At 70.7% G+C, this 21,018-nt stretch carries 20 protein-coding genes; 14 read left to right on the top strand and 6 right to left on the bottom strand.

Annotated features, from left to right (window positions below; genetic code table 11):
• The first annotated feature begins 9 nt into the window (after nt 1-9).
• The 4 genes from ABTW64_RS09490 to ABTW64_RS09475 all read left to right on the top strand — a co-directional run bounded on the left by ABTW64_RS09490 (nt 10) and on the right by ABTW64_RS09475 (nt 3,813).
• Nucleotides 10-741 carry a hypothetical protein gene (locus ABTW64_RS09490; protein ID WP_350621665.1) on the top strand — a complete coding sequence of 244 codons (732 nt, stop codon included), beginning with the start codon at nt 10-12 and terminating at the stop codon, nt 739-741.
• Entirely contained in the window at nt 738-1,094 is a 357-nt protein-coding gene (locus tag ABTW64_RS09485; RefSeq protein WP_350621663.1) for a hypothetical protein, read from the top strand. The genes ABTW64_RS09490 and ABTW64_RS09485 overlap by 4 nt, the downstream gene beginning before the upstream one ends.
• Nucleotides 1,091-2,878, top strand: a complete 1,788-nt coding sequence (locus tag ABTW64_RS09480; RefSeq protein WP_350621661.1) for an ABC transporter substrate-binding protein — start codon at nt 1,091-1,093, stop codon at nt 2,876-2,878. The genes ABTW64_RS09485 and ABTW64_RS09480 overlap by 4 nt, the downstream gene beginning before the upstream one ends.
• Before the next feature lie 212 nt (nt 2,879-3,090).
• Nucleotides 3,091-3,813: an FHA domain-containing protein gene (locus ABTW64_RS09475; protein WP_350621707.1), complete on the top strand. Its 723-nt coding sequence runs from the start codon at nt 3,091-3,093 to the stop codon at nt 3,811-3,813.
• Nucleotides 3,814-3,819: 6 nt separating this feature from the next.
• On the opposite strand, the gene ABTW64_RS09470 is transcribed toward ABTW64_RS09475, so the two are convergent.
• Nucleotides 3,820-4,767 carry an NAD(P)/FAD-dependent oxidoreductase gene (locus ABTW64_RS09470; RefSeq protein ID WP_350621659.1) on the bottom strand — a complete coding sequence of 316 codons (948 nt, stop codon included), beginning with the start codon at nt 4,765-4,767 and terminating at the stop codon, nt 3,820-3,822.
• Nucleotides 4,768-4,828: 61 nt separating this feature from the next.
• On the opposite strand from ABTW64_RS09470, the gene ABTW64_RS09465 reads away from it, so the two are divergent.
• Nucleotides 4,829-5,278, top strand: a complete 450-nt coding sequence (locus ABTW64_RS09465) for a MerR family transcriptional regulator (RefSeq protein WP_350621656.1) — start codon at nt 4,829-4,831, stop codon at nt 5,276-5,278.
• Between the two features lie 27 nt (nt 5,279-5,305).
• Here the strand turns inward: ABTW64_RS09465 and purB are convergent, their stop codons facing one another.
• Entirely contained in the window at nt 5,306-6,694 is a 1,389-nt protein-coding gene (purB, locus tag ABTW64_RS09460) for an adenylosuccinate lyase (protein WP_350621654.1), read from the bottom strand.
• Between the two features lie 181 nt (nt 6,695-6,875).
• On the opposite strand from purB, the gene ABTW64_RS09455 reads away from it, so the two are divergent.
• Nucleotides 6,876-7,136 carry a hypothetical protein gene (locus ABTW64_RS09455; protein WP_350621652.1) on the top strand — a complete coding sequence of 87 codons (261 nt, stop codon included), beginning with the start codon at nt 6,876-6,878 and terminating at the stop codon, nt 7,134-7,136.
• A complete protein-coding gene (locus tag ABTW64_RS09450) occupies nt 7,133-8,503 on the top strand; it encodes a hypothetical protein (RefSeq protein WP_350621650.1) in 1,371 nt (456 codons plus the stop codon). The genes ABTW64_RS09455 and ABTW64_RS09450 overlap by 4 nt, the downstream gene beginning before the upstream one ends.
• Here the strand turns inward: ABTW64_RS09450 and ABTW64_RS09445 are convergent.
• Entirely contained in the window at nt 8,472-8,867 is a 396-nt protein-coding gene (locus ABTW64_RS09445) for a phage holin family protein (protein ID WP_350621648.1), read from the bottom strand. The two genes, ABTW64_RS09450 and ABTW64_RS09445, sit on opposite strands and share 32 nt — an antisense overlap.
• A gap of 158 nt (nt 8,868-9,025) precedes the next feature.
• Here ABTW64_RS09445 and ABTW64_RS09440 point away from each other — a divergent pair, with 158 nt between their 5' ends.
• On the top strand, nt 9,026-10,516 hold the full coding sequence (locus ABTW64_RS09440) for a serine hydrolase domain-containing protein (RefSeq protein ID WP_350621646.1): 1,491 nt from the start codon (nt 9,026-9,028) through the stop codon (nt 10,514-10,516).
• Between the two features lie 24 nt (nt 10,517-10,540).
• On the opposite strand, the gene ABTW64_RS09435 is transcribed toward ABTW64_RS09440, so the two are convergent.
• On the bottom strand, nt 10,541-11,554 hold the full coding sequence (locus ABTW64_RS09435; protein WP_350621644.1) for a LacI family DNA-binding transcriptional regulator: 1,014 nt from the start codon (nt 11,552-11,554) through the stop codon (nt 10,541-10,543).
• Between the two features lie 116 nt (nt 11,555-11,670).
• Nucleotides 11,671-13,260: a GH35 family beta-galactosidase gene (locus ABTW64_RS09430; protein WP_350621642.1), complete on the bottom strand. Its 1,590-nt coding sequence runs from the start codon at nt 13,258-13,260 to the stop codon at nt 11,671-11,673.
• Between the two features lie 201 nt (nt 13,261-13,461).
• On the opposite strand from ABTW64_RS09430, the gene ABTW64_RS09425 reads away from it, so the two are divergent.
• The 4 genes from ABTW64_RS09425 (at nt 13,462) to ABTW64_RS09410 (ending at nt 18,794) form a co-directional block, all read left to right on the top strand.
• Complete coding sequence (locus ABTW64_RS09425; RefSeq protein WP_350621639.1) at nt 13,462-14,439, top strand: ABC transporter permease; 978 nt, start codon at nt 13,462-13,464, stop codon at nt 14,437-14,439.
• Entirely contained in the window at nt 14,439-15,422 is a 984-nt protein-coding gene (locus ABTW64_RS09420; protein WP_350621637.1) for a carbohydrate ABC transporter permease, read from the top strand. Before ABTW64_RS09425 ends, ABTW64_RS09420 begins: the two co-directional genes overlap by 1 nt.
• A 77-nt stretch (nt 15,423-15,499) precedes the next feature.
• Entirely contained in the window at nt 15,500-17,170 is a 1,671-nt protein-coding gene (locus ABTW64_RS09415) for an extracellular solute-binding protein (protein WP_350621635.1), read from the top strand.
• Nucleotides 17,171-17,270: 100 nt separating this feature from the next.
• Nucleotides 17,271-18,794 (top strand): GH39 family glycosyl hydrolase, encoded by a 1,524-nt coding sequence (locus ABTW64_RS09410; RefSeq protein WP_350621631.1) that lies wholly within the window; start codon nt 17,271-17,273, stop codon nt 18,792-18,794.
• Between the two features lie 15 nt (nt 18,795-18,809).
• Here the strand turns inward: ABTW64_RS09410 and ABTW64_RS09405 are convergent, their stop codons facing one another.
• The gene (locus ABTW64_RS09405) at nt 18,810-19,112 is read right to left on the bottom strand and encodes a hypothetical protein (protein ID WP_350621629.1); all 303 of its coding nucleotides are present in this window, start codon (nt 19,110-19,112) and stop codon (nt 18,810-18,812) included.
• A gap of 140 nt (nt 19,113-19,252) precedes the next feature.
• On the opposite strand from ABTW64_RS09405, the gene ABTW64_RS09400 reads away from it, so the two are divergent.
• Together ABTW64_RS09400 and ABTW64_RS09395 are read left to right on the top strand one after the other, a co-directional pair.
• A complete protein-coding gene (locus ABTW64_RS09400; protein WP_350621627.1) occupies nt 19,253-19,960 on the top strand; it encodes a glycosyltransferase in 708 nt (235 codons plus the stop codon).
• A 123-nt stretch (nt 19,961-20,083) separates the two neighbouring features.
• Entirely contained in the window at nt 20,084-20,434 is a 351-nt protein-coding gene (locus ABTW64_RS09395) for an SdpI family protein (RefSeq protein ID WP_350621625.1), read from the top strand.
• The last annotated feature ends 584 nt before the right edge of the window (nt 20,435-21,018 follow it).

The following is a 21,018-nucleotide window of genomic DNA, read 5'->3' as shown; positions in this document are numbered from 1 at the left end:
AGGAGCCCGATGACGACGAGCGGCCCGGTCAAAGCGGCACAGATCCAGTCCTACGAGGACGGCGTGCGGTTCGGTCAGCTCGAGCGGATGCAGGCCAACGCGACGCCGACGCTGCGCGGACGCTATCGCCTGCGCTACGTCTGGACCTTCGTGAAGGCGGTGCTGATGTGCGCGCCGCTCGCCGCTCTGGGCGTGGACTTCCGGGACGGGGCGACCGTCTCCGGCCTCTACCTCGGGTACCTCGCCGACCCGGGCCCTGACGAGTTCCGCCGACCGTTCACCTTTCTCGCCCTTGCGCTGGCCTACGCCGGTCAGGTCGCCGTGGTGTTCGACTGGAACCGCCGGGGGCGCGTCCGCGAGATGTGGTCGTCGATGGCCGCCTTCGGCGCGCTGCTGTGCGGCGTTCTTCTGGTGTGGTGGGACGCCACGCGTCCGGTCCCGGATGTGCAGATCCAGATCGGTGCCGCCGTGATGGCGGCCATGGGGCTGATCGCGCTCGCTCTGCAGCTCTTCTTCTCGCGGCCGGGAACCCTCCAGGAGAGGGAGGGTGCCGCGCTGGCCCGGGATCTTCGCGCACTGCCGATCGAGGAGCGCGCGGCCATCGAGGCGGAGCGGGTGCGGATCCTGGATGTGCTGCGCGAGCGGGGCAAGATCGACGATGCGCTCTACGAGCGCGCCCTGTCTGCGCCGCTGGGCGACTGGTGGCGTCTGGATGCCCCGGGCGCCGGAGCGAAGCGATGACGGGTCAGCCCGTGCCGCGCATCGCCGAAGCGCAGTCGCCGGTCGCGTGGGCGCGAACCACGACGTTTCCCCAGCAGATCCGGCTCGGCGATGTGGAGGGGCAGGTGATCGCCCGTCCCGTGGAGTCGCCTCCGGCGCCTCGCGCGGACAACGTCGCGGGACGGGCGATCTTCACGGGCGTGGTCGCGCTCCTCTCCGGCACGACGGAGGCCGATCGCATCCGCCTGCGGGACCGCACGCTCGTGCTCAACGTCCTGCGCGAGCGGGGACTCGTCGACGGTGCGACCTACGGCGAGGTCGTGGCGATGCCGCCTGGCGCGTGGCGCGAATACGACGCCACGCGCGGCTCGTGATCGCACCCCGGCGCGTCGACCGCACGATCGCTCGATGCGGTGCGGTCGCCGCGCTCGCGGCGATCCTCGTGCTCGCGGGGTGCGCGCCGGCGCTGCCCAAGACCGTGGTCTCCGGAACGGAGGTGACGGTCGCGTGGGACGCCGGAGTCGCATCGCTCAACCCGGGCAGCGTGACCGGTGCGACGCCGGGTGGGCTCGACGTGGCGGAGCTCACGCGCGGCGAGTTCGCCGACATCGACGGCGACGAGGTGGTGCCCGATCCCTCCTTCGGCACGGTGACGCTGCTCGACGACGAGGGGTTGACGGTGCGCTATGACCTCGCCTCGCCGACGTGGTCCGACGGCATCCCCGTGGACGCCGCGGATCTGCTGCTCGGGTGGGCTGCCGCGTCCAACTTCCACGGCCCCGATGGCTTCGATCCGCTCGCGGTGCGGGGCGAGGACGGCACGCTCGACCTGCCCGAGGGCGTCGCCTGGTTCGACTCGGTGCGGTCGGGTCTCACCGGCAGCGCTGACGTGCCCCGTGTCGACGAGTTCGCGCGGTCGATCGAGGTGGAGCTCGCGGCGCCCGTCCGAGACTGGCAGACGGCGCTCGACGTCGCGGTGCCCGCCCATGTCATCGCCGCCACCGCTCTGGGCCTGGACGACCCGATGGAGGCCAAGCAGGCGGTCAGCGAGGCCGTGCTCGACGGCGACGGGGAGGCGCTCGCGGCGATCGCGCGCGCCTGGAACGGCGCGCTCACATTGACGCCGGGCGAGGATCCGGATTCGTCGCAGCTGATCTCGAGCGGGCCCTACCGGATCGCCGATCTCGCCTGGGAGCAGGGCGGGCAGCGCATCGAGTTCGTCGCGAACGGCGCGTACGCAGGCGAGCCGACGCCCACCTATGAGCGGGTCGTCCTCTCACCCGCCGGTGACGACCCTGCAGCCGGGATCGGCGCCGCTTTCGACATCGCTCAGGTCGCCCCGACGGGGGCGAATCGGCGGACCGTGCGCGACCTCGAGCGCACCGACCATCCGGTCACCGCCGCGCACGACGGCACGATGTGGGTGCTCCTGCTGAAGCCGCGGGGGGTCTTCGGGCCCGCTGCGGCACGGCTGGCCTTCCTGCATGCGATTCCCAAGGCCGACGTGGTCGAAGCGGCGGCGGGGGAGTGGAAGGAGCACTACTCCTCCACCGACGCCATGCTGTTCGCGCCGAGCGAGCGCGGCTACGAGATCGCGATGGAGGACGCTGGCTTCCGCGACACCATCGGCCATCCGACGGGTCGCGCCGCGGACGAGCGCTCCGCGGCGGGCGTGCCGGCCGGGGCGCGCGTCTGCGTGCTGTATGACAAGCTCAGCGAGTTCGCCGTGCGCGCGTTCGCGGCACTGCGCGACGGCACGGCGGAGGCCGGGTGGACGGTCGCGGACTGCGGTGCCGAAGACGCGGCTCCCGCCTCCCCGGGGTGGGATGCGGCCATCCTGCGCGTGCCGATTCCGCGCGACGCGGCCGAGATCGGCGCGCAGTGGGGCGCCGGCAGCCCCGGGGCGCTGGCCGGCGACGGGAGCGCCGAGCGCGACGCCCTGATCGCGCAGTACGCACACACCGCCGACGCGTATGCCGCCCGGGATGTGCGCGTGCAGATCGAGGCCTCGATCGTGACGTCGGCCGTGGCGCTGCCCCTGGCGGTCAACCCGCGGGTGACTCTGGTCGACAAGGACGTCACCGGCGTCGTTGCGCGACCGGGCGCCTCGGCCTCGGTGACCTGGGGCGCGGCCGCATGGTCACCATCGCAGGACTGAGCGACCCCGTCTCCTCCTCGGGGGCAGGAATGCCCTTGCGGCATGCGGGTAGGGTCTATGGCGGTGATCGGATGTCGTCACGACCGCCCGTCGCCCGGGCTGCGGGTGCATCCGCGTGCCAGTATGTCGCGTAAGGGGGTCGAGTCTTGACAGAGGTGAACGCGTCGACCGGGACGTTCGACGAGGTCGAGGTGAACACGATGCCGGGCCGAATCGCGCCACTGCGCGTCGAGTTCGCCGGAGAGTGGCACGAGGTGCCGACCGGACGCCCGTACGTGGTCGGCCGCGAGGGCGACCTCGAGATCGACGACAACCAGTACCTGCACCGTCAGTTCCTCGAGCTGCAGTATCACGACGGCCTCTGGTGGCTGGCGAACGTCGGCTCTCGCCTCGCCGCGACGATCTCGAGCGCCGGTGGCGCCGTGCAGTCCTGGCTGTCGCCGGGCGCGCGCATGCCGATCGTCTTCGCGCAGAGCGTGGTCGTCTTCACCGCCGGCCCCACCACCTACGAGCTGACGCTCTACACCGAGGAGGCGCAGTACGCCGTCTCCAGTCAGATCGAGGCGTCGATGAGCGGCGAGGCCACCGTCATGCCCGTCAGCTTCACGCCGCTGCAGAAGCTGCTGATCGTCGCGCTCGCCGAGCCGATGCTGCGCCGCGAGGGAGTCAGCATGAGCGAGCTGCCCTCATCCAGTGCCGCCGCGCAGCGGCTCGGCTGGACGATGAGCAAGTTCAACCGCAAGCTCGACAACGTGTGCGACAAGCTCGACCGGATGGGCGTCCAGGGCCTCCGCGGGGGCCCCGGCAAGCTCGCCACCAACCGGCGCGCGCGCCTCGTCGAGTACGCCGTGACGTCGCAGCTGGTCACGCGGGCCGATCTCGCGCTGCTCGACGACGAGGCCCTGCGCAACCAGCACGAGGTCGAAGAGGACTGAGCCGCCTCATCCCGCGGCGTGCGACCGCGATCCTCCATCGGACGAGTTCGCCAGTTCGGCGGCGACCAGGTCCTGCACGATCGACGCCGCGGCGGTGAGGCCTGCCGCGATCGAGAGGGCCACCGCGTGCATCGGACCCGGGAGCCCCGGACCCACCGCGGCGTCCCCGGCGGCGCTGATGCCCGGCACGCTCGTGCGGCCGAAGGCATCGACCGCGATGACCCCGGCCGGCGTCATCGCGAGGCCGAGCTGCTCGGCGAAAGGCGCCGCCTGGCGCCATTGGGTGGTGGTCAGGATGCCGCCGACCGACACTGTGCCACCGCCTTCGAGCGCCACCTCCGCGCCGTGCGGGGCCGGCGCGACCGACACGATCCGCTCGGACCGGATGACGGCGTCCAGGCGCTCGAGCGCGCGGGCGACGTCCGGGTCGATCGCTTCGCCGTGCGCGAGGACCACGACCCCGGTGGCGATCGGACGCAGCATCGCGGCGAGCCGCGGCGCGTGCGCGCCCGCCCCGATCAGTGCGACCGCCGTGGCCGCGAACTCGTGTCCGTGGCAGAACGGGCAGTGCGCAGCGATGGTGCCGAACAGCGGTGCCAGCCCCGGCACGTCAGGGAGCGTGTCCGCGACGCCCGTGGCGAGGATGACGCGGGTCGCCTCGACGATCTCGCCGCCGACCAGCGTCAGGGAGAACGACCCCACCGTGCCGTCGATCCGGATCACCTCGGTCGCGCGGCTGTCCACGGTCTCGTAGCGGGCGAGCTCGCGTCGTGCTGCCCCGCGCAGTTCGGCGGGATCACGGCCGTCGGAGCCGATCAGATTGTGCATGTGCCGCACCGTCGCATTGCGATAGCGCTGGCCGTCGAGCAGCACCGCCCGGCGGTGCATGCGCCCGAGCGTGAGGGCCGCCTGCAGCCCGGCGGGGCCGCCTCCGATGATCGCGACGTCGTACATGGTCCCCTTCCTCTCCGGCGCTTGGGTTGCGCCGAGGACGAGTCTGTGACTTCATGTCGACATGAAGTCAACCCCGTGGAGCGTCGGCGAACTGGCTGAGCGGTTCGGGCTCGCAACCCACGTGCTGCGGCACTGGGAGGACATGGGCCTGCTCGCGCCCGAACGCGACGGCGCCGGACGCCGGCGCTACGGTGAGGCGGATGCGTATCGCGTCGCGGTGATCGTGGCGAGCAAGGCCGCCGGCATGAGCCTCGAGAAGATCCGCGCGCTCGTCGACTCGAGCGCCCGGGCGCGTCACCGGATCCTCGAGGCACACCTTGCCGACATCGACGAGCGGATGGTCGCGCTCGAGCGCTCACGGCGTATGGCGCGGCACGCGCTCGAGTGCGAGGCCCACGACATCTCGATGTGCCCGAACTTCCGCGCGAACGTCGCCGACATCGTCACGGGCGCCCGCGTGGGGATGTCCCTTCCTGGGCCACCCCGCGGCCACGCCCATCCTGCGTCGTGACGACGTGCTTTCGTGTGAGGCGCGGCCTCAGGGCTTGAGCTTGGCGCGCGTGAGCTTCTCGGCCAGGCCGGTGTAGGTGGCGGGGGTCAGGTCGAGCAGGCGCTGCTTGGCCTCGTCGCCGATCTCGAGGCCCTTCACGAACTCCGCGAGGTCGTCGGCGCCGACCCGTCGGCCGCGCGTGAGCTCCTTGAGCAGCGCGTACGGGTCCTGGATCGTCGAGCGCCCGGCGGTGACCTCGGCGCGCACGACGGTCTGGATCGCCTCGCCCAGCACCTCCCAGTTGTGGTCGAGGTCGGCCAGCAGCACGTCGCGCGACAGCGAGATCTCGCCGAGACCGCGCGTCAGGTTGTCGAGCGCCAGCAGCGAGTGGCCGAACGCGACGCCGATGTTGCGCTGCGTGGTCGAGTCGGTCAGGTCGCGCTGCAGGCGCGAGGTCACGAGCGTCTGGCCGAGCGACGCCAGCAGCGCGCCCGCCAGCTCGAGGTTCGCCTCGGCGTTCTCGAACCGGATCGGGTTGATCTTGTGCGGCATGGTCGACGAGCCGGTCGCGCCGGCCACGGGGATCTGCGCGAAGTAGCCGAGCGAGATGTAGGTCCAGATGTCGGTCGCGAGGTTGTGCAGGATGCCGCCCGCGTGTCGCACGCGGTCGTACAGCTCGACCTGCCAGTCGTGCGACTCGATCTGGGTCGTGAGCGGGTTGAACGTGAGACCCAGGGCCTCCACGAACTCGCGCGCCAGGTTCGGCCAGGCGACCAGCGGGGCGGCAGCGAGGTGCGCCGACCACGTGCCCGTGGCGCCCGAGAACTTGCCGAGGTATTCGGACCCCTCGATCTGCGCGAGCACGCGCTCGAGGCGCCACACGAAGACGCCGAGCTCCTTGCCCATCGTGGTGGGGGTCGCGGGCTGACCGTGCGTGCGCGACAGCATCGGCGCATCGGCGTGCTCCAGCGCGAGCTCGCGCAGACGCTGGATGACGCCTCGGTACGCGGGCAGCCACACGTCGTTGACGGCGCGCTTGACGGTGAGCGCGTACGCCAGCGAGTTGATGTCCTCGCTCGTGCATCCGAAGTGGGTCAGCTCGGCGATGCGGTCGAGGCCGAGCCCGCTCAGCCGGTCGCGCACGAGGTACTCGACAGCCTTCACATCGTGACGGGTGACCGCCTCCCGCTCGGCGAGCCAGTCGATCTCCGCCTGGCCGAACGCGATGTACAGGGCTCGCAGCTGGTGCTTCTCGTCCTGCGACAGCGGCGTCGTGCCGAAGAGCGAGTGGTTCGTGAGCGTGATGAGCCACTCGACCTCCACCTCGACGCGAGCCCGGTTCAGGCCCGCCTCCGACAGGTACTCGCCGAGCGGCGAGACCGCGGCCTTGTAGCGGCCGTCCAGGGGGCTGAGGGGCTGGGTGGGAAGAGCGGTCACGCGGGACCTCCGGATCGAGGCGGACGGATCGCCGGTTCGAGCTGGAGAGACAGCGCCCGGCTGGAACCTCGATCATACCGAGCGGGCCGTCGCTCGTCCCCAGCGGGTCTGGCAGCGCGGGTTGTTCGCGGCGGCGGGAAGCGGGCCGCGCCCCCGGGCCGCGCACGCGCATCCTGACTGCATGGAGGTGTACGGAAGCGGCTTCCCCGCCGGCGCCTGCGCGCACCTGGAGGCCGCGGTGCGCCAGATCGAGCGCGCCCGCGAGGAGCTGGCGGCGGCGTCGGCGGGGATCGCGTGGCGCGCGGAAGCGGCCGAGGCATTCCGAGAGGCCGCGGGCGCCCAGGTCTGCGAGGCGGCGTCGATCGCCCTGCGGGCGGCCGACGCGCTCGCGCTGCTGCGGTGGCAGGGGATATACCTCGCGGTGGACGGGGGCGCGCGGTGAGCGGCCTGGACATCGTGTCGGGCGGGGCCATCGCGGTGTCGACCGAGCAGCTGCGCGAGGCGGCTGCTCGCTTCGATCGGGTGTCGGCTCTGCTGTCCACGGCGTCGCATTCGGCCATGAGCGCGCAGCTCGCGATCTCCCCGCCCTACGACCGGGCCCCCGCGCAGGATGTCGCCGCCCGTGCCGGTCAGGCGTCCATCGCGGTGGGCGACACCGCCCGCGCCCTGCGTCGCGCCGCGGACGTCTACGAGGCCGTTGAGGGGCGCGTGCGCCTCGCCCTGCTGGGGCATCAGCCCGCGGGCGCGGACCGGGCGCGGGACGCGCGGATGATCGAGGCGCGTCTCGCGGCGATCGAGGAGCGCACTCCCGGAGCGAGGGAGGAGTCGCGACGGCTGCTCGACGAGTGGGCGGCCGGCGCCCTGCCCGAGGACGGGATCCTCGTGGGAGTGCTCGGCGCTGCGCTCGGCGCGGGCGGCGCGCCGGCAGTCCGGCTCGCCGGAGCCACCCCGCTCGGCATCCTGCTCGAGGCCGTGGCGGTGACACTCGCCGTCTCACGGCGCGACGCCGCGCACCGCGGCGAGGTGGGAATGGGCGCATCGGCAGACGTGCGCGTGCGGGTGGTGTCCTCCCCGGCGGTGGCGGGGAAGCCACCCGCGGGGGCAGCCGATGTCGCCGCGCGCATACCGTCAGGCGCGTCGTCCCGCTTGCCGGAGACGCGCATCCGCGTCGAGCGCTATACGTTCGCGGACGGCCACAGGCGCTTCGGCGTCTACATCACGGGCACGCGCGACTGGTCGGTCGGGCCGGCGGCGGAGCCCTGGAACGGCCGGTCGAACCTGCAGCTCTACTTCGGCGAGGCGGCGGCGTCCTCCCAGGCGGTGTTCGCCGCGCTCGAGCAGGCGGGCGCGCGTCCGGGCGACGTGATCGACATCGCCGCCCACTCCCAGGGCGTTCTCGCCGGCAATGTCGTCGCAGCGAGCGATCAGTACCGGGTGGCGTCGCTCATCGGCTTCGGGGGTCCACAGGTCGTGCAGCTGGGCGACGGCGCGCTCGCGCTGCAGCTGAGCTACGACGAGGATCCCGTGGCCGCGCTCGCCGCGGGCGGGCTGCCCGTCACGCAGGGGGCGGCCGACAGTCTGGTCGTCACCGGCGACTTCGACGGCGACCCGTCATCGGAGGCGCTCGTCGCGGAGGCCCATGACATCGGCGCGATCAGTCGGCTGGCCGCCGAGCTCGACGCGTCGACGGATCCGCGGGCCGACGCGATCCGCGCTCATTTCGCCGAGCTCGGCACCGCCGTCTCGACCGAGGTGATCGAGGTCGCGGCGACGCGCGTCAGCGCTTCTTCTTCTGAGGGCGCAGGATGACGCCGAAGACGCCGTTGATGACGCTGATGAGCAGGGCGGCGACCACGCCCCACCAGAACGATTCGACCGTCAGACCCCAGCCCCACGAGCTCGTGATGACCGCGGTGAGCCAGAGCAGGAAGCCGTTCACCACCAGGGAGATCAGGCCGAGCGTCAGGATGTACAGCGGGAAGGCGACGATCTTGATGAGCGTGCCCACGATCGTGTTGACGACCGCGAAGATCGCCGCCACGGCGAGCAGCGTCAGCGCGAGCTGCAGGTCGTCGCCCGGGGCGAACGGCGTGACCGTGACGCGCAGCGCGGGAATCAGGGTGACGACCCAGATGGCGAAGGCGTTCACGACGACGCGGACGATGAAGCGCATGGCCCTCAGTCTGGCATCGCCGACCGAACGGTGCCGAGAATGGGCCGCGCATCCGTGCGGGAATCCGCCAGTGCACACCAAGAGCGCGAGGTCACAGGCCCCCGGGATGTGCGGTCGCGGCGCGCGTGTGCCCTCGGTGGAGCGGGCAGAATCGGTCCATGGCCCAGCGACCGCGCCTGCCTCGCACCTCACCTCGCGCCGGAGGGGTGGACCCCGCCGCGATCGACGCCCTGGCGGAGGCGCTGGACAAGATCGGCGAGGTGCACGCGCTCGTGATCGTGCGGCACGGCGCGGTGGTGGCCGAGGGCGCGTGGGCGCCGTACGCCCCCGACCAGCGGCATCAGATGTTCTCGGTGTCGAAGGCGTTCACCGCCATGGCGGTGGGGATCGCGGCGGCGGAAGGGCTGCTCTCGGTGGAGGACCGGGTCGTCGATCTGCTGCCGGATGCGGTGCCCGCGATGGTCAGCGAGAACCTCGCGGCCATGCGCGTGGAGCACCTTCTGACCATGACAACGGGACATGCGCTCAGCTCGATGGAGGGCCGTGGCCGCACGATCGGCCGACGGGAGCCCGACTGGGCGCGCGCCATCCTCGCGGAGGACGTGCCGCTCGTGCCGGGCAGCCGCTTCGTGTACGACACCGGGGCGACCTACCTGCTCTCGGCGATCCTGCACCGGCTCACCGGCATGCGCCTGCTGGACTACCTCACGCCGCGCCTGCTGCGGCCGCTGGGCATCGTCGGGGCGGAGTGGGAGCAGGACCACGAAGGGATCGACGTCGGCGGCTACGGGCTTTCGCTCACGACGGAGGACATGGCCGCGTTCGGCCAGCTGATGCTGCAGCGCGGGCGCTGGGGCGACACGCAGCTGGTGCCGGCCGAATGGATCGCCCGCGCGAGCGATCGGCTCGTCGACAGCGCGCCGCAGGGGTGGGACCCGGACTGGGCCCAGGGCTACGGCTATCAGCTGTGGCGCTGTCGTGTCGACGCGGTGCGCGCCGACGGCGCCTTCGGGCAGTTCATCATCGTGTGGCCCGAGCACGACGCGGTGATCGCCATCACGTCCGGCACGTCGCGCACCCAGGCGGTGCTCGACAGCGTCTGGAACTCGTTGCGGGGCGCCTTCGCCGACCCGGGTGGGTCAGGCGACCCGAGCGCGGCCGCGCCCGATGCTGCGGCGCTTGCGGTGAGGCGTACGCGGGCCATGCCGCAGGGGCGGGCGCGCTCGGACGTCGAGGCCGAGCTCGGCGGCGTCGAGTACGCCCTGTCGTGGGACGAGCCCGCCGGCGCCCCCTCGTTCGCGGCTGCGGCGCTCTCGACCGAGAGGCAGGGCGACCGGCTCGTGCTGCGCCTGCGGGCGGACGACGGCGCGGCTCTGGAGCTGCGCGCGGCCCATGGCCAGTGGCTCGCCAGCACGGGCCCGGGCGGCGAGCCGCTCGCCGCCTCGTACGCGTGGTCGGACCCGCAGCAGCTCGTGATGACGGTGCTCGGGATCGGCACGCCGTTCACGTGGACCCTCGCCGCGCGGTTCGACGAGCGCGCGGTGCGTCTGACCATGCGGCAGAACGTCGCCTTCGACGGATCCACGCAGTGGCAGGCCGAGGGGCGGCGGGTCGAGGGGCGGCGCGATACGGCGCCGGCCGGCGGCTGAGGACTCCGGCCCTCCGCGGCGCCGTCAGCGGCGGGGAGCCGCCGTGCTCTCGCGCGTGATCAACGTCGTGGCGAGCTCGATGCGCGTCAAGGGCGGATGCGCGCCGTGCGCGAGGTCGCCGAGCAGCCGCACGGCCTGGTCGGCCATCTGCGCGAGCGGCTGGCGCACGGTCGTGAGAGAGGGCGACAGGTAGCCGCACAGGACGGTGTCGTCGAAGCCGACCACCGAGAGGTCGTCGGGGATGCGCAGGCCGCGCTCGAACGCCGCGTGATAGACGCCCATGGCTTCCAGGTCGCTCGATGCCACGATCGCGGTGGGCGGCTCGGGCAGGTCGAGGAGGGCGCGCGCGCCGGCCTCGCCGCCCTCGATCATGAAGTCGCCCGGACGGATCAGCTCGGGGTCCACCGGGATGTCGTTGCGTCGCAGGGCGGCGGTGTACCCCTCCTGCCGCTCGAGCGACAGGGCCGCCTCGGGCTCTCCGGTGATGAAGCCGATGCGGCGGTGGCCGAGATCGATCAGATGCTGGGTCGCGTCGCGCATCCCCGCCCAGTTGGTGACGCCGACCTGCGCCGTGTCGGCGGCGACGTTGCCTGCGGCATCGAGGCGCACGAGCGGTACGCCGGCCGCGCGCAGACGGTCGAGCTCATCCTGGCCGGCGCGGGCCGTGGCGACGATCACGCCCGTGGACCGGTGGGCCAGCACCGAGTCGGCCCACGCAGCCATGGAGAAGCCCTCGTGCATCATGTTCGTCACGATGAGCGACTTGCCGTGGCGCGCCACGGCCGCCTCCGCACCGCGTACGACCTCCAGCGCCCAGAGCGTCCCGATGCCGCCGATCAGCAGCTCCACAAGGCCGTGGCGATCGCCCGGGGCGGCCGCTCCGCGCGAGCGGTAGCCGAGGGCTCGGGCGGTCGCGAGCACGCGCTGACGCGTCGCTTCGGCGATGTCGGCCCGCCCGCTCAGCACCTTGGAGGCAGTGGAGACCGAGACGTCGGCCTCGGCGGCGATGTCGGCGAGTCGGGGGCGGGTCGCTGCCACGGAACGTCCTCTCGGCGATACGGTCGCGCGTGTCCGCCTCGCGGAACGCGGCCGAGCCGATCGTGGCATGTTCGAAACAATTGCGCAACTTTGCGCTGTGCGCCCCGCAGGCGCCCTCAGCGATATCGGTACAACGTGATCCGCTGCAGGGTGATCCGGCCGGGCGGCAGGCGAAGGTGGCGGCCCTGGTGCGTCTCGTCGCCGTTGAGCCGGCGCAGGGTCCGCCATGTGCCGCTGTCGTCGAGGCCGCCCTCTTCGCAGTGCAGGATGCCCACGGTGTCGCCCTGCGGGGTGGTGTCATGGAACGTGAGGGTGGTTCCCGTGCCGGCGACCACGAGCTCGTCCGGGCCCGTGCGGATCGCGATCGCCCCGGCCGGCAGTGCGGTGAGGTCGGACGGAGCGTCACCTGCCTCGTTGAGGACGCCGTCCGCGAGGCTGGGCGCGATCGTCCGCTCGAACGTCGCGCGCAGCTGCAGGTCACCGAGTCGCACTCGGTGCGGCTGCCGCGGGTGATCGGTGGGAGGCAGGAGGCCGCGCATCCGATCGTGTCCCGCGTGCCGCGCGATGAGCGGCGCGAGCTGGCGCAAGGCCTCGTATGACTCGGTGAGCAACTGCTCGGCGCGCCCCTCGATCGACTCGACGCCGAACACCGAGAACCCGATCGCGTCGTGAGCGCCGAAGGCGTAGAGAGCGTTGACCGCGGCATCCGCGCTGCGCAGCGCCTCGGGCACGAACAGCGGTTCGCCCGCGTCGGCATAGCGGCCGGTCCAGTGTGCGAAGTCGGGGAAGTAGATGTCCGGCGCGAGGAAGTCCAGCGAGGGAGCGCCGGCGTGCCAGACGTCGGCCAGGTGCGGCAGCGGACCGGCGCTGGGGTACTGGCCCGGCTCGTATCCCGTGCGGATGAGCGCGGCGTTGGTGTACATGGGCAGCGGCAGCTCGGCTTTGCCCGCCGCGGTGACGCGCTCGACGTAGCGCGCGTACGCCCAGGCCATGAACACCTCGTCGATGGCAGGGCCCGAGCCGAACACGTCCTCCCACGAGCCGTTCTCGCGCGCGCCCGCCGCGCGCCAGCGCCGAGCGACCGGGCCGTAAGTCGTCCGCAGGCGGTGGATCAGCGCCTGGGGAACGGCGTCGCGGAACGCGCGGTCCGCATGCTCAGAGTGATCGCGCGCGTCGGGGATCATCCCGATTTCGTTCTCGACCTGCACCATGACGACGGTGCGCTGCGTGTCATGGTCGCGCAGGTGCGCCATGAGGGCGGCGAACGCGCGCGCGTCGGCCGCGCTGTTGGCCGGATGGAACGGGGTCAGCATCTCGAGGGTGCCGCCCGCGGCGTCACGGCTGCGCGGGAAGCGGGCGGTGTCGGTCTTGACCCAGCCCGGCGCGTAGCACGACATGCTGTTCTTCCAGCTGCCGAACCACAGCAGGACGACGCGCATCCCGTGCCGGGCGGCGTCCTCGATCAGCTCGTCGACCGTCGTCCAGTCGAAGCGGCCCTCCTCGGGCTCCACCAGGTCCCAGCACGCCGGGGCGATCACGGTGTTGAGGCCGATTCCGACGAGCTTGTCCCACAGCGGCGCCAGGTACGCGCGCTCTGCCGCGGAGTTGCCCAGCTCGCCCCCGCGGATCAGGAACGGCTGGTCGTCGACCACGAGGAGGGTCGCGGTGCCCTGCGCGGTGAGGCGGGGGAGGGAGCTGCGGGCCATGGGCCCCGATCCTGCCAGGCCCCAGGCGCCGCTCGCGAGGGCCTCGGGAGGGATCGGACGCGACTGTGGCGAAAAAGTTGTCCGAAAAGTTGACGAAAGGTTGCGCCCCGAATTATCGTGCAAGGGCACGTCGAGCGCTCGCCAGATCCGCGCGTCGACGGCTGCCCGGGGCGATGAGGCTCCGGACATCCGGGAGGAACGATGTCGCTGAAGACCGTCACGCAGACCGAGGTCGTGCGCACCGCGGCCGCGCCAGGTCGGCGGGGGCGTCGGGCCAGCGGAGGCTGGGCGAAGGCCCTGCGCCGTGACTGGCAGCTCTATTCGCTCGCTGTGCTGCCGGTGGCCTTCCTGCTGCTGTTCAAGTACGTGCCGATGCTCGGCAACGTGGTCGCCTTCCGCACGTACACGCCGGGCGGATCCATGTTCGGCGACGAATGGGTCGGCTTCCAGTACTTCGAGATGGTCTTCTCGGACGCCATGTTCTGGCGTGCCTTCGCCAACACGGTCATCATCGGCGGCCTCACGCTCGTCATCGTGTTCCCGCTGCCGATCATCCTGGCGCTCCTGCTCAACGAGGTGCGCGTGCGTTGGTTCAAGCGCGTCGTGCAGACCGTCAGCTATCTGCCCCACTTCATGTCGATCGTGATCGTCGCCAGCTTCGTGAAGGAGCTCACGTCTCTCGACGGGACGATCAATGCGATCGTGCGGGCGTTCGGCGGCGACGCGGTCAATTTCCTGCAGGACCCCGACTGGTTCCGCGCGATCTACGTGATCTCGGAGGCGTGGCAGACCGTGGGCTGGGGCACCATCCTGTATCTCGCAGCGCTGACCACGATCGACGACCAGCTGTACGAGGCCGCACGGATCGACGGCGCCAACCGCTGGCAGCAGACCTGGCACGTCACCCTGCCGGGCATCCGCCCCACGATGATGGTGCTGCTCATCCTGAACATCGGCCAGTTCATGGCGGTGGGCTTCGAGAAGATCCTGCTGCTGTACAACCCGCTGACCACCTCCACCGCAGAGGTGCTCGCGACGTACGTCTACACGATCGGCATCACGTCGGGCAGCCCCGCCTACGCGACCGCGATCGGCCTGTTCGAGGCGGTGATCGGCCTGGTGCTCGTGTTCTCCGCCAACGCCATCTCGCGCAAGACAACCGGGAGCTCGCTGTGGTGATGACCAACCCTCCCAAGGGAGCCGTGCCGGCGCCGGCCGTGGAGAAGGTCGAGGACGTCGATCTCGATCCCGTCGAGCGGACGCCCGACCTCGCGGCGGTGCGATCGTCGACGCGGGGCATCAAGCCGACCCCGGCGTATCGCGCGTTCACGCTCGTCAACGTCGTGATCCTCATCCTGGTGGCGGTGCTCACGCTCTACCCGTTCGTCAACCTCGCGGCGCGCGCGTTCAGCTCGCAGGCGGCGATCGCGGCGGGCGAGGTGTTCGTGTGGCCGGTCGGCTTCAACCTCACCACCCTCCAGAGCGTGATCGCGCAGGAGCGCTTCTGGATCAACTACGGCAACACGGTGCTCTACACCGTGGTCGCCACGGCCATCTCGATGGTGCTGACGACGATGTTCGCCTATGTGCTCTCGAAGCCGCACCTCAAGGGGCGCGGGTTCCTGGTCGGCATCGCGCTGTTCACGATGTTCTTCGCAGGCGGCCTGATCCCCAACTACCTGCTCATCTCCGAGCTGGGCTTCAAGAACACCATCTGGGCGATCGTGCTGCCGCAGGCGATCAACGTCTTCAACCTGCTGATCATGAAGTCGTTCTTCGAGAACTTCCCGGCCGAGCTCGAGGAGGCCGCGGCGATCGACGGACTGTCGACGTACGGCATCCTGCTGCGCATCGTCCTGCCCCTCAGCAAGGCGATCATCGCCACGATGATCCTCTTCTACGCCGTCGCCTTCTGGAACTCGTGGTTCCCGGCGTTCCTCTACATGGACGACCCCGACCTCTATCCGGTCTCCGTGTACCTGCGCAACATCATCGCGGGTGCGACGGGGACGGGCGAGGGCCTCGGCGCCGACGCCGTGCAGATCGGCTCCAACGTGAAGGCCGTGACCACGCTGCTGACGGTGCTGCCCATCGTCTGCCTCTACCCGTTCATTCAGAAGCACTTCGTCTCGGGCGTGATGCTCGGCTCCGTCAAGGGCTGACCCGCGCGCCGTCCACCTCTCACCGACCCATCCAAGACCCCCTCATGAACGACGACGTTCTCAGCACCGGAGGAACCATGAAGATCCGATACAAGGCGCTCGCTCTGGGCGCCGTGGCCACGATGACCCTCGGCATGGCCGCCTGCAGCGGCGGAGGAGGCGGCACGACCGGCTCGGATGCCGGCGACGCCACCATCGGCGAGGACCAGTCGGTCGGCGCCATGGAGGATTTCGGCGTCGGCACCACCTTCAAGGCGACCGAGCCCCTCGAGTTCGGCCTGCTCTACCGCGACCACCCGAACTACCCGTTCGACGCCAACTGGTCGATCGTGAAGCACCTCGAAGAGGACCACAACGTCACGTTCGACTACCAGTCGGTGCCGTTGGCCGACTGGGGAACGAAGCGCACGCAGCTCATCCAGACGGGCGACGCGGCCGACATCATCCCCTCGACCTACGTCGCCGACGTGCAGAACGTGACCGCGGGCCTGCTGCCGATCTCGCAGTACCTCGACTACCTGCCCAACTTCCAGGACAAGATCGAGAAGTGGGGCCTCGAGGGCGAGCTGGACCGCACCCGCGACGCCGACGGCGACTTCTACGTGCTGCCGGGCCTGCTCGAGAACGCCAAGCCCGACTACACGATCGCCATCCGGGCCGACTGGTGGGAGGACGCGGGGCTCGAGGATCCCCAGACCTGGGACGAGTTCGCCGAGCAGCTCGAGGTGATCAAGGAGCAGCACCCGGAGCTGACCTACCCGTACACAGAGCGGTGGAACACCACCAACAACAACATGCCGCTCGCCGCCATCCTCCAGGCCGCCGCGGGCAACTTCGGCACCGAGGCCGGCTGGGGCTTCGGAGACGGAGTCACCTGGAACGGCTCGGAGTTCGAGTACACCGGCGCGCAGGAGGGCTACAAGGAGCTGATCACCTACTTCCACGGCCTCGTGGAGGACGGTCTGCTCGACCCCGACGGCCTGACGCAGGATGACGACACCGCCAAGGCGAAGTTCACGACCGGCAAGGCCGCGGCGATCTCGTCGAACTCGCAGGTGATCACCGAGTACCGCAACGGCTTCGCCGAGGCGGGCGACACGGAGGCCGAGGTGCGCAACATCGTGGTGCCCGGCGGTCCGGCAGGCGACATGATGGACCCGACGACGGGCGGCCACTTCGAGTCGGGCGTGGCGTTCTCGAAGGATGTCGCCGAGAAGCCCTACTTCAAGGCGCTGCTGCAGTACGTCGACTGGCTGTACTTCAGCGACGAGGGTCTCGAGTTCGCCAAGTGGGGCGTCGAGGGCGAGACGTTCGAGGTGGTCGACGGCAAGCGCCAGCTGCTGGACGGCATCGACTGGAACGGCATCAACCCCAACGCGGGCGACTCACCCAAGCTGCTGAACGCCGACTTCGGCTACTACAACGGCGTGTGGTCTCTCGCGCACGGATCGACGGCCGACCTCGTGCAGTCGACGCTGGCGCCCGAGGTGGTCGAGTTCCAGAAGGCGATGAACGAGCAGAAGGAGGTCGCCGACGGCGGCCCCGGCATCCCGCTCACCGACGCGCAGCGCACGCAGATCTCGGTCTCGCAGGCCAACCTGCAGGGCGCCGTGATGACCGCGACCGCCCAGTTCATCAAGGGCGACCGCTCGCTGGACGAGTGGGACGCCTACGTCGAGGAGCTGCGAGGCCTCGGCATGGATGACTACGTCGCCACGATGAACGAGGCCGCCCAGTCGGCCGAGTGATATCGGGCGGCTCCCCGCGCGCCGGGGAGCCCCGACCACAGGAGGGGGCGGGGTCGCATCCCGCCCCCTCCGTCTGTCCACTGCCCTTTCAGGAGGATGCGTGCCTGCCACCGTCGTCGTCCCGTCCGAACCGATCGGCGTCCTGTCGGACGCCTGGCGCGCGAGCGTCGGCACGGGACGGTTCAATCTGGCGCTGCGGTCGGATTACCGCGACTCGCTGGCGCTCGTGCAGCGCGAGATCGGCTTCCGGCACATCCGGGGTCACGGCCTGCTCTCGGATGACGTCGGCGTGCACCGGCCGTACGACGTGGCCGGTCGCGCGGGCACGCGCTACGCCTTCACGTATGTCGACCAGGTCGTCGATGCGTACCTCGAGGCCGGCATCAAGCCGTTCCTCGAGCTCGGGTTCATGCCCACCGGCCTGGCGTCGGGCGACCAGACCGTGTTCTGGTGGAAGGGCAACGTCACCCCTCCGTCGGACCACGCCGAGTGGGCGGAGCTCATCCAGGCGCTGCTGCGTCACCTGATCGCGCGCTACGGCATCGACGAGGTGCGCACGTGGCCCGTCGAGGTGTGGAACGAGCCGAACCTGCCGCACTTCTGGCAGGGCGCGGATCGCGACGCCTACTTCCGCCTGTACGAGGCGAGCGTGCTGGCGATCAAGGAGGTGGACGCCGCGCTGCAGGTCGGCGGTCCCGCCGTGTCCCCGGGGGCCGACGACTGGTGGCTTCCCTTCGCCGAGTTCGTGGAGCGCCGGGACCTGCCCGCCGACTTCATCTCCTTCCACGCCTACACGTCGGGCCACGCTCAGCACGTGCCGTTCGGGGTCTACCAGAGCCTGCGGCGATCGACCGACCTGCTGCGCCAGTTCGCGCGGCCGGCCGAGATCCTGTCGGGCACGCGGCTGGCGGGCCTGCCGGCCCACGTGACCGAGTTCAACACCAGCTACCGTCCGGACAACCCGGTGCACGACACGGCCTACAACGCCGCCTCGCTCGCGCCGGTGCTGGCCGGGGGCGGCGATCACGTCGACTCGTTCGCGTACTGGACCTTCTGCGACGTGTTCGAGGAGGAGGGCATCCCGACGTCGATCTTCCACGGCGGGTTCGGCATGCTGACGCATCGTCAGATCAAGAAGCCGACCTACCACGTGTACGCCTTCATGGCCCGCATGGGACCGGCGATCCTGTCGCGGGGCGACGACCACCTCGTGACGCGACACCCGGATGGCCGGATCGCGGTGCTGGCGTGGCAGCCGGTGGGCGGAACGGACGATCCGGAGGAAGCCCTCGAGCACCGGCTCGCGCTGTCGATCCCCGTGCCGGGGGAGACCGGATCGGTGTACGTGCGCCGGTCGGACGTCGACGAGCACCGCGGCAACGCGTTCACCGCCTGGCGCGAGATGGGCCGCCCGGCGTCGCCGACCCGCCGGCAGGAGGAGGCGCTGCGCGAGGCCGCCGAGCCCGTCCGGTCGCACTGCGCGCTGCCCGTCGCGGAGGGTCGCGTGCGACTCGACATCGGGATCGAGCGCCACGGCATCGCCCTGCTCGAGCTCGACCCCGTCGTCGACGAGACGCCCGAGTGGATCGACGACAGGCGCATCATCGGCCGCAGTCTCCGCTGACTGTCGACCCCGAGGTCAGCTGCGGTCGGACTCTCGCCTCATGAGGAAGTGGACGTCGCGGTCGATGCCGTTCAGGCGAGTGTTGACGGTCTCGAAGCGCGCGTCGACGGCCTCGAAGCGGGCGTTCATCTCGCTGCGGAGGCCGCCGATCTCGCCCATGACCTCGCCGCGCAAGCCGTCGATCTTGACGTTGAGGCTGCCGATCTCGGCGCGAAGCACGCGGAGGAACAGCGTGGAGGTGAGGGTCATCATTCCGAGGAATCCGGCCGCGAGCACACCGATGACGGTCCAGGTCTGGGCGGTGTCCATCGTCAGCATCCTCCTATTGTGGTACCCGATATGCCGCCCACGCTATGAGATCAGGACGGCAGCGCCGGGCCGCACGATCGACGGTGGAGGCGGGCCCGCATCGGTCGGCCCTGTGGGCGATAGGCCTGGGGCGGTGATTGACTGTGTCCGTGAGCCCCGCGCCCGATGACGAGTCGCCGCCCGCGGGGCCGGACTTCGGGTCGGGCGTGCTGTCGCAGGTGGCCGCCTTCGTCTACTGGCACCTGATCGTCGGCGTGCTGATGTGCGCGACGTCGGTGCCGGTCGTCGTGCTCTTCCTGTTCCTCGGGCGCGACCCCAGCAACCTCCCGCTCGTGCCGCTGTACCTGATCCCGTATGGGCCGGTGCTCTCGGCCGGACTGTATGCGCTGCGCGACCGCACCCGCGCCGAAGAACTGGCGCCCGCTCGATCGTTCCTGCGGGGCATCCGGATCGGATGGCGAGACGCGCTGAAGGCCTGGACGCCGGCGATGGCCTTCCAGGCGCTGGTGCTAGGCGGACTCACCGCCTCCGGGACCGCCGTGAGCGGGTGGTACGTCGTGGTGCTCGCGACGATCGCGGTGATCGTGCTGGTCTGGGGGCTGAACGCCCTCGTGATCGCGACCTTCTTCTCGTTCCGGTGGCGTGACATCGCGCGTCTCGCCGTCTACTACATCGGCCGATGCTGGATGGTGGCGATCGGCGAGCTGGCTCTGCTGGTCGTGGCGGTCGGCGTGGTGTGGCTCGCGACCGAGGGTGCGCTGTGGCTGATCGCGGTGGTGTTCGCGGCGTTCCTGCTGACGATCAGCCGCCCGCTCGTGGCCGACGTCGAGACACGCTTCACGCACCGGGAGGCGTAGCGCAGAGTCGCGAGTAGAGCCGCCGCCCGGTATATCAGCCTGGTTGAATGGCGGCGTGGAGCGTGAATGTCTGGCGCATCGCGCCTCCGTCGCCCAGCCCGAGCGACTGAAAGGGGGAGAGTGATGGCAGCCGTACCGCAGATCATCGGCCTGCTCGTCAGCGGGTGGATGGTCTTCTTCGTCACGTTCGGAGCCGCCGAGGACGGGCTCGCGCGAAACGGCCTGGTGGGGATCCGGACGAGGTGGAGCATGCGTTCCGACGACGCCTGGCGGGCGACGCATGAGACGTTCAAGCCGTACGCGGTCGCCTGCGCGGTCGTGTCGGTCGTTCACGCCCTCGCGATCGTGGTCACGGCTTTCGTGGGCGACAGCCGCATGGTGAGCACGGCGCTCGCGATCTGCGGCTACGCCTGCCTCTTCGGGATCGGGTTCTTCGGTATGCGCGCGGCGAAGCGCGCCGCCGAGGGCAGCTGACCCTGCCGTGCAGGACCTCCGGGTGAGGCGCACCACGACGTCGCCGGCTTCCAGCACCTGGTCGTCGTGGGTGGAGACGACCACGGCGGTGCCGGCGTCGGCGAGGCTGTGACAGGAAGCCGAGCGCGTTGCAGTACAGGCGCCGCCGGGTGCGCGGCCTGGGGTGTGTGACGGCGAAGACCGCATGAAGTTCATCGGCGTCACCCGCGTGCCGCTATAAGGCCAGCCAGCCTGCGATCAGTGCCTCTCTCGCCACGGGGCCGATGCAGATCTCTAAAGGCAGCGGGGTCCCTTTGGCGGCCGTGAGCTGCTGATCCGTGTGTCACCTTGCGATCAGCAGCTTCGCCTGTCGCCGTAGTGTGAGCAGCGATTCGGAGGGCATCCCTCATTCCTTCCCGGGCCGAGAGGCGATCGCCGCGCTCGAGGCGGGGGGTGTGCCGCGAGCGTGCGCCGGGACGGGATGGGAACATCACGAGTCCTGAACGTGGGGGAGACCGTCAGAGCCCTAACTTTGTGGGTGCCCAGAAGATATTGGGATTCCGATCCGGAGGTCAACCACTCAGTGGGAGGGCAGATATGCCGCG

Source organism: Microbacterium sp. NPDC096154, from assembly GCF_040302945.1.
Lineage (GTDB): Bacteria > Actinomycetota > Actinomycetes > Actinomycetales > Microbacteriaceae > Microbacterium.
The sequence above is the reverse complement of the archived record's forward strand: the minus strand, read 5'-3'. Positions and strand labels throughout refer to the sequence as shown.

Excerpts from the sequence above, each read along its gene's own strand:
- ABTW64_RS09490 (WP_350621665.1), top strand. The coding sequence starts at position 10 with ATGACGACGAGCGGCCCGGTCAAAGCGGCACAGATCCAGTCCTACGAG.
- ABTW64_RS09485 (WP_350621663.1), top strand. The coding sequence starts at position 738 with ATGACGGGTCAGCCCGTGCCGCGCATCGCCGAAGCGCAGTCGCCGGTC.
- ABTW64_RS09470 (WP_350621659.1), bottom strand. The coding sequence starts at position 4,767 with ATGTACGACGTCGCGATCATCGGAGGCGGCCCCGCCGGGCTGCAGGCG.
- ABTW64_RS09465 (WP_350621656.1), top strand. The coding sequence starts at position 4,829 with ATGAAGTCAACCCCGTGGAGCGTCGGCGAACTGGCTGAGCGGTTCGGG.
- ABTW64_RS09455 (WP_350621652.1), top strand. The coding sequence starts at position 6,876 with ATGGAGGTGTACGGAAGCGGCTTCCCCGCCGGCGCCTGCGCGCACCTG.
- ABTW64_RS09445 (WP_350621648.1), bottom strand. The coding sequence starts at position 8,867 with ATGCGCTTCATCGTCCGCGTCGTCGTGAACGCCTTCGCCATCTGGGTC.
- ABTW64_RS09440 (WP_350621646.1), top strand. The coding sequence starts at position 9,026 with ATGGCCCAGCGACCGCGCCTGCCTCGCACCTCACCTCGCGCCGGAGGG.
- ABTW64_RS09430 (WP_350621642.1), bottom strand. The coding sequence starts at position 13,260 with ATGGCCCGCAGCTCCCTCCCCCGCCTCACCGCGCAGGGCACCGCGACC.
- ABTW64_RS09425 (WP_350621639.1), top strand. The coding sequence starts at position 13,462 with ATGTCGCTGAAGACCGTCACGCAGACCGAGGTCGTGCGCACCGCGGCC.
- ABTW64_RS09420 (WP_350621637.1), top strand. The coding sequence starts at position 14,439 with ATGACCAACCCTCCCAAGGGAGCCGTGCCGGCGCCGGCCGTGGAGAAG.
- ABTW64_RS09415 (WP_350621635.1), top strand. The coding sequence starts at position 15,500 with ATGAAGATCCGATACAAGGCGCTCGCTCTGGGCGCCGTGGCCACGATG.
- ABTW64_RS09405 (WP_350621629.1), bottom strand. The coding sequence starts at position 19,112 with ATGCTGACGATGGACACCGCCCAGACCTGGACCGTCATCGGTGTGCTC.
- ABTW64_RS09395 (WP_350621625.1), top strand. The coding sequence starts at position 20,084 with ATGGCAGCCGTACCGCAGATCATCGGCCTGCTCGTCAGCGGGTGGATG.